Below are 6,035 nucleotides of genomic sequence, written 5' to 3' on the forward strand. Positions count from 1 at the left end.
TTCATTTGAGAGCTGCCACCTGTTCGGTTTTAACGATCAAACCATCTTGAATCCGAATAATCCGCCGAGTTCTCTCGGCAACATCATGCTCATGGGTAACTAACACAATCGTAATTCCCTGTGAATTTAACTCCCCTAATAGTTCCATCACCTCATGGGATGTTTGCGAATCTAGCGCTCCCGTCGGTTCATCCGCCAGAATTAACGCAGGACGATTAGCTAAGGCACGAGCGATCGCTACCCGTTGCTGTTGTCCACCTGATAGTTGATTAGGACGATTGGACATGCGATCGCTAAGTCCGACTTTTGTTAGGGCTTCAGAGGCGAGGCGATGACGTTTTTCTTTGGGGATATTGGAATAAATCATTGGCAGCATTACGTTCTCGATCGCCGTTGAGCGTGACAACAAATTAAACTGCTGAAACACAAACCCAATCCGACGATTGCGAATGAAAGCCAGTTCATCATCGTTATAGGTCGTTAATTCGCGATCTTCGAGATAGTACTTCCCTGACGTGGGGCGATCGAGGCAGCCGATGATATTCATCAGCGTTGATTTGCCAGAACCTGACATGCCCATAATCGCCGCATATTCGCCCGACTCAATCTTTAGATCAATCCCTTTGAGAATTGGTACATCAACTTCACCAAGGCGATAAGCTTTACGAATATTATTTAGACGAATCATAGATTTCCTTAAGTTGCATTTTCAAACCCAAGATAAGAACCTCGAAGAGGTTCTTATCTTAGAAACCATTTAAGAATTACTTTCTGCGGTCAAAAGTTCTAAGAGATCCCCCTCAATCCCCCTTAAAAAGGGGGAAGAAGAAAATTCTCCCCCCTTTTTAAGGGGGGCTGGGGGGGATCTAAACCCTCAAACGTAGACAGAGATACTTGTGTGTACACGGTAGCTTTTTAAGGGGGGCTGGGGGGGATCTAGACAATTCTTAAATGGTTTCTTAATCACTTCTAAGCGCTTGAATAGGATCTAACTTAGCGGCACTCCTTGCAGGAATTACTCCCGCCACTAAACCCACCACCATCGATAAACCAAAACCTGCGACAACCGCCCAAATCGATACCAGAAAGGGAAATTGGAAAATTGTTGCCGAAGTATAGGCGATCGCTACTCCCAACCCAATCCCCACGACACCACCCAGTCCCGACACCAGAATTGCCTCAGTGAGAAACTGATTCAGAATTGCCGATCGCGTTGCTCCTAATGCTTTCCTGACACCGATTTCGCGAGTACGTTCCACTACCGAAACTAGCATGATATTCGCAATACCGATGCCGCCAACGATCAGAGATATCGCGGCGATCGCGCCGACCATAAGCGTCAGCAAACCCACAATATTTGTGAAAGCACTGACGATATCGGTCTGGTTAACAATCCGAAAATCATCGGGTTGAGGTGGATAAATCTTGTGTCGTAGGCGCAAAAGATTTGTTAACTGGAATTGTGCAGCATCAATTTCTGATTCATCAAAGGCTTGCACCCAAAATCCACTCACGGAGATACCCTGCAAGGCATTGTTACCCACCTGTCGCGCGGACATATTTTTAAGCGGAATCAATACGCGATCGTCCTGATCAAAGCCACCTGAAGCCCCTTTCGACTCCATTACCCCAATTACTTGATACTGCTCACCTTGAATCCGAATTCGCTCACCAATGGCATTAGCATTACCAAATAAATCCGATTTCACCTTCGAGCCAAGCACCACCACTGAGCGAGCATTATCAATATCTTCCTGATCAAAATATCTACCTTCAGTGGGAAAAGTATTGCGAATCGGAGAATAGTTGACATCTGTACCGATCACCGTCGTCGAGGTGTTTTTATTGCCATAGGAAACCTGTCGAGTTCGCTGTAAATATGCCGATACCAGCTTCACCGCAGGGGCTTTTGCCACAGCCTGAGCATCTTCCAGCGTCAAAGTGGAAGCAGTACCACCACCTTGACTAATGCCTCCTGTCCGTGCGGAACCTGTGAGGACATTAATCGAATTTGTGCCAAGGGCTTGTAATTGATTTTCCGTTGACTTTTGAATACCTTGACCTATGGATGTAATCGCAATTACCGCCGCAATTCCAATGATCACGCCCAACATGGTTAGGGCAGTTCTCAATCGGTTATTCCAGAGAGACTCCGCTGCCATAGCCAGAATTTCGGCAAAGGGAACCTTAGCAACTTGAATGCGTGGTTTTGCTAATGGCTTTGACTTTTGCATATTTGCTTAACCCCGACTTCTTTGAGGTGACGAAGGTGAAGGAGATAGCCCAGGCACACCTCTAGGCTCAGTTCGTGGACGCGCAGAACCTTCAGGGAAAGAAACAAAAATTCTCTCATTACCTGTTAATCCTGATTTAACTTCGGTTTTGTCGTCAATCGTGAGTCCAGTTTCAATTGCCGTAAATACAGCCGTATCGCTTTGCTCCGTCTTGACATACACGCCCGTAAGCCCTTTTTCTCGAACGATCGCCACAGTGGGGACAACGATCACATTCTTCAATTCACCAGCTTTGAATTCTAAACTAGCATTCATCCCAGATCGCAACATTTGCTTGTCTTCAGAAGTGATTTCGGCTTTCACTTCAAAGCTGGTGACATTTTGGTTAACGATCGCCTGCGGGGAAATCGACACTACCCGACCCCGAAACTTTTTGGTTGGATAGGCATCAACTTGCAGCGTTACCTGCTGACCGATCGCAATCCGCGCAATGTCGGCTTCAGCCACATTCGCCACAACTTGATTGTTACTAGCAAGGGCAAGAATCGAAGAAGCTGTTGCCGAACTCACCGCGCTTCCTGATGTTGTTGGCGTTACAAAAGCTCCAGGGTCAGCGTATTTGCGGACTACCACTCCATCAAAGGGAGCGCGAATTATTGTGTCTTCTAACTGAGACTGCACACTTTGTAAAGATCCTGCGGCGGCTACAACTTGCGCCTGTGCGCGATCGATTTCTTCAGGACGCGAACCTGATTGCTGCAAAGATAATGCCTCGCGCGCCTGTGTTACCCTAGCGCGATTAGCTTCCATCGTCGTTCTAGAAGCATCCAGATCTCGTGAGGCGATCGCCCCTTCCCGATAAAGCTGTTGATTTTGGCGATAGACGATCTCCGATTGTTCGAGGGTCGCTTGGGCATTAGTTAAATTTGCTTGAGCTTGGGCAATATCTTGAGCGCGGTTTCCTGCTCTTAATAGATCGAGACTTGCCTGCGCCGCCGCCAGATTTCCATCCGCTTGGGTGATTTGTCCTAAGGTATTGGACTCATCCATATAGGCAAGTATTTGTCCTGTGCGTACATTTTCGCCTTCCTTGACCAGTAAACTCTTGAGTCTTCCTGAGCTTTTAGGACTGACGTTAATCGACTTTTCAGGCTGAATTGTCCCGTTAGCAGTGACGATAATTGGTAAGGTTTCTCGCTTAATGGCAACCGTGCGATCGCGTCGGCGCGTTTCCCGATTATTCGCAGGTGCTGTCAGTTGGGTATAGGCATAGTAACCACCACCGCCAACCGCAATCAGGATCAAGATGATAGCTATCCGCCATCCCCAACGACCTAGGAACTTTTTTTTTGGCTGTTCTAGCTCATCTAGATCTAAATCCATTTCTTGCGGTTTCAATTGTTTCTCTGTTTGCATAAGAGTTAAGTCAATGGTTAATGGCTTTAGACACTTATACTCGATTAAACGTTCACTTGACTTTACCTGATTTTCAATAAACGGCGATATGCAAAATAAATCTGCTCGTTATTATGGGTTTCTCTCAATCGGAGCGGCACTCTTGACGATCGCTCTAAAATTAGGCGCTTATCTGTTGACTAATTCCGTGGGATTTTTATCGGATTCCCTTGAGTCGGGCGTTAATCTCGTCGCCGCGATCGGAGCAGTGTGGGCGTTAACCTATGCAGCGAAGCCACCAGATGAAGAACATGCATTTGGACATTCTAAAGCTGAATATTTCTCCAGTGGATTTGAAGGCGCGTTGATCTTGGTTGCGGCTGTAAGTATTGCGATCGCCGCCATTCCCAGATTATTAAATCCTCAACCTCTCGAACAGCTTAGTTTTGGTTTAGTCCTGTCAGTAGTCGCTTCAGCCATCAATGGCATAACGGCTCTGATCTTACTCAAAGCAGGCAAGCGACTACGCTCAATTACTTTACGGGCTGATGCTCACCACTTGTTAACCGATGTATGGACTTCTGTAGGCGTAATCCTTGGATTATTGTTAGTTTCTGTTACAGGCTGGTTAATTCTTGATCCCTTGATTGCTTTATTAGTGGCGGCAAATATTGTTTGGACTGGCGTAAAGCTGATACAGGAAAGTGGCTCAGCGCTTTTAGATGCCTCTATTCCTCTAGAAGAGAGACAAATGATTGATGAAATTTTGTCCCATTACGATCGCCATCAAGTCCAGTTTCATGCTATCCGCACCAGAATGGCAGGTACAAAAAAGTTTGTATCCTTTCACATTCTGGTGTCAGGTAATTGGTCAATACAGCAGGGGCATGACCTATGTGAAGAGGTTGAAACTGCTATTAGCAAAGCTTTACCCCATGTAAACGTATTCACCCATTTGGAACCCTTAGAAGATCCCAAATCATGGACAGATCAGGATTTATAGCAATGTAAGTTTTGCTTAGGACATAAAGCCCAAAATAAAAGTGGCGGCGCTTCGCGCCGCCACTTTTATTTTCCATAACAAAGGAGAAGCGAAGCTTCTCCTTTGTTATAGCTTACTCGTCGCAAAGGTATCGCATTGATCGATATTGCCAGTACTTAAACCACGCTTAAACCAAGTTACCCTTTGCTCAGAAGTACCGTGGGTAAAGGATTCGGGTGTTACATGTCCACGCTTAGACTGCTTTTGCAAATAGTCGTCGCCTATTTGCGTCGCTGTGTTCAGAGCTTTGGTGATGTCCTGATCGGAGATTAGCCCCCGTTGAGCCGTAAAATGCCCCCAAACTCCTGCAAGGCAGTCAGCCTGTAATTCTATTCTTACTGATAGTTCATTGGCTTTAGCCTTACTGGAACTAGATTTTAACTGCCTTACCTTACCTGATGTACCGCGCAAATTTTGAATGTGATGTCCAACTTCATGGGCGATCGCATAGGCTCTAGCAAAGTCAGCATCATTGCCAGCCGTAGCTTCTAGATACTTAAAGAAACCCATATCTAGATAAACTTTTTTGTCAGCAGGACAATAAAATGGGCCAGCAGAAGTTTTGGCTGATCCACAGGCGGAATTAACAGAACCATCAAAAAGAACTAGTTTTGGAGCTTGGTAGTTAGTTTTGAGTTGTTGTTTAAAGATCCGCTCCCATGTATCTTCGGTATCACCAAGAACAGATTTGACAAAAGCCGAGTCTCGGTCTTTGGTTGGTGTTTTGACTAAAGCCTGTGGTGCGGGTGTAGGTTTATTATTGCCACCAACTAAATTCAAAAGCTGGGTGGGATCAATTTTGAAAATTAGTCCAACGATCACAGCGATCGCAATACCACCAGCACCTAAACCTCCCAACATACTTCCTGATGATGAGCTTAAGTTCGATGGTTCTGATGACTCGTCTGAGCCATCACGCTGGTCTTCTACGTTATCGCTTTCACGCATTTCATCCCATTTCATATGCCCTATCCTGCTCTATGTGATTTCATTGTTGTGAATATAGCGCTATTAGCCCTAACTAAAACCAAATAATTTTTTAAAATACAGCACTTCCTTAAACCTACAGCAATGTAATACCGATTTCCAGAAGTGTGATTACACTTCTGGAAATTAAAAACCAACCCCAGTAAGATTTTTTAATTCTAAAAATGGCGTAGCCATTTTTAGAATTGGTATAAGCTCTGCTTAGGACATAAAACCTAAATAAATGAAGGCGGCGCTTCGCGCCGCCTTCATTTATTTAGGTTTTATGTCCTAGCTCTTAGTACAGGACAAAAAGTTGCAAAAGTAGGCAGGAAGGGGTTTTATAAAAGATAACCACATCACAAATAAAACCCCTATGAAAGAGATTAACCTATTTC

5 protein-coding genes are annotated in these 6,035 nt (G+C 45.2%); 1 reads left to right on the forward strand and 4 read right to left on the reverse strand.

What is annotated here, in order from left to right; translation table 11 throughout:
- Nucleotide 1: 1 nt before the first annotated feature.
- The 3 genes from H6G05_RS14725 to H6G05_RS14735 all read right to left on the reverse strand — a co-directional run bounded on the left by H6G05_RS14725 (nt 2) and on the right by H6G05_RS14735 (nt 3,650).
- Complete coding sequence (locus tag H6G05_RS14725; protein WP_190578893.1) at nt 2-688, reverse strand: ABC transporter ATP-binding protein; 687 nt, start codon at nt 686-688, stop codon at nt 2-4.
- A gap of 271 nt (nt 689-959) precedes the next feature.
- Entirely contained in the window at nt 960-2,234 is a 1,275-nt protein-coding gene (locus H6G05_RS14730) for an ABC transporter permease (RefSeq protein WP_190578894.1), read from the reverse strand.
- Nucleotides 2,235-2,240: 6 nt separating this feature from the next.
- Nucleotides 2,241-3,650 carry an efflux RND transporter periplasmic adaptor subunit gene (locus H6G05_RS14735; protein WP_190578895.1) on the reverse strand — a complete coding sequence of 470 codons (1,410 nt, stop codon included), beginning with the start codon at nt 3,648-3,650 and terminating at the stop codon, nt 2,241-2,243.
- A gap of 88 nt (nt 3,651-3,738) precedes the next feature.
- On the opposite strand from H6G05_RS14735, the gene H6G05_RS14740 reads away from it, so the two are divergent.
- Nucleotides 3,739-4,632: a cation diffusion facilitator family transporter gene (locus tag H6G05_RS14740; protein ID WP_190578896.1), complete on the forward strand. Its 894-nt coding sequence runs from the start codon at nt 3,739-3,741 to the stop codon at nt 4,630-4,632.
- 105 nt (nt 4,633-4,737) lie between these two features.
- Here H6G05_RS14740 and ypfJ read toward each other — a convergent pair whose 3' ends face one another.
- Nucleotides 4,738-5,634 (reverse strand): KPN_02809 family neutral zinc metallopeptidase, encoded by an 897-nt coding sequence (ypfJ, locus tag H6G05_RS14745; protein WP_190578897.1) that lies wholly within the window; start codon nt 5,632-5,634, stop codon nt 4,738-4,740.
- Nucleotides 5,635-6,035: the final 401 nt, after the last annotated feature.

Source organism: Phormidium tenue FACHB-1050 (assembly GCF_014696925.1).
Taxonomy (GTDB): domain Bacteria; phylum Cyanobacteriota; class Cyanobacteriia; order Pseudanabaenales; family Pseudanabaenaceae; genus Pseudanabaena.

Coding starts and splice junctions, on each gene's coding strand:
- H6G05_RS14725 (WP_190578893.1), bottom strand. CDS start 688: ATGATTCGTCTAAATAATATTCGTAAAGCTTATCGCCTTGGTGAAGTT.
- H6G05_RS14730 (WP_190578894.1), bottom strand. CDS start 2,234: ATGCAAAAGTCAAAGCCATTAGCAAAACCACGCATTCAAGTTGCTAAG.
- H6G05_RS14735 (WP_190578895.1), bottom strand. CDS start 3,650: ATGCAAACAGAGAAACAATTGAAACCGCAAGAAATGGATTTAGATCTA.
- H6G05_RS14740 (WP_190578896.1), top strand. CDS start 3,739: ATGCAAAATAAATCTGCTCGTTATTATGGGTTTCTCTCAATCGGAGCG.
- ypfJ (WP_190578897.1), bottom strand. CDS start 5,634: ATGAAATGGGATGAAATGCGTGAAAGCGATAACGTAGAAGACCAGCGT.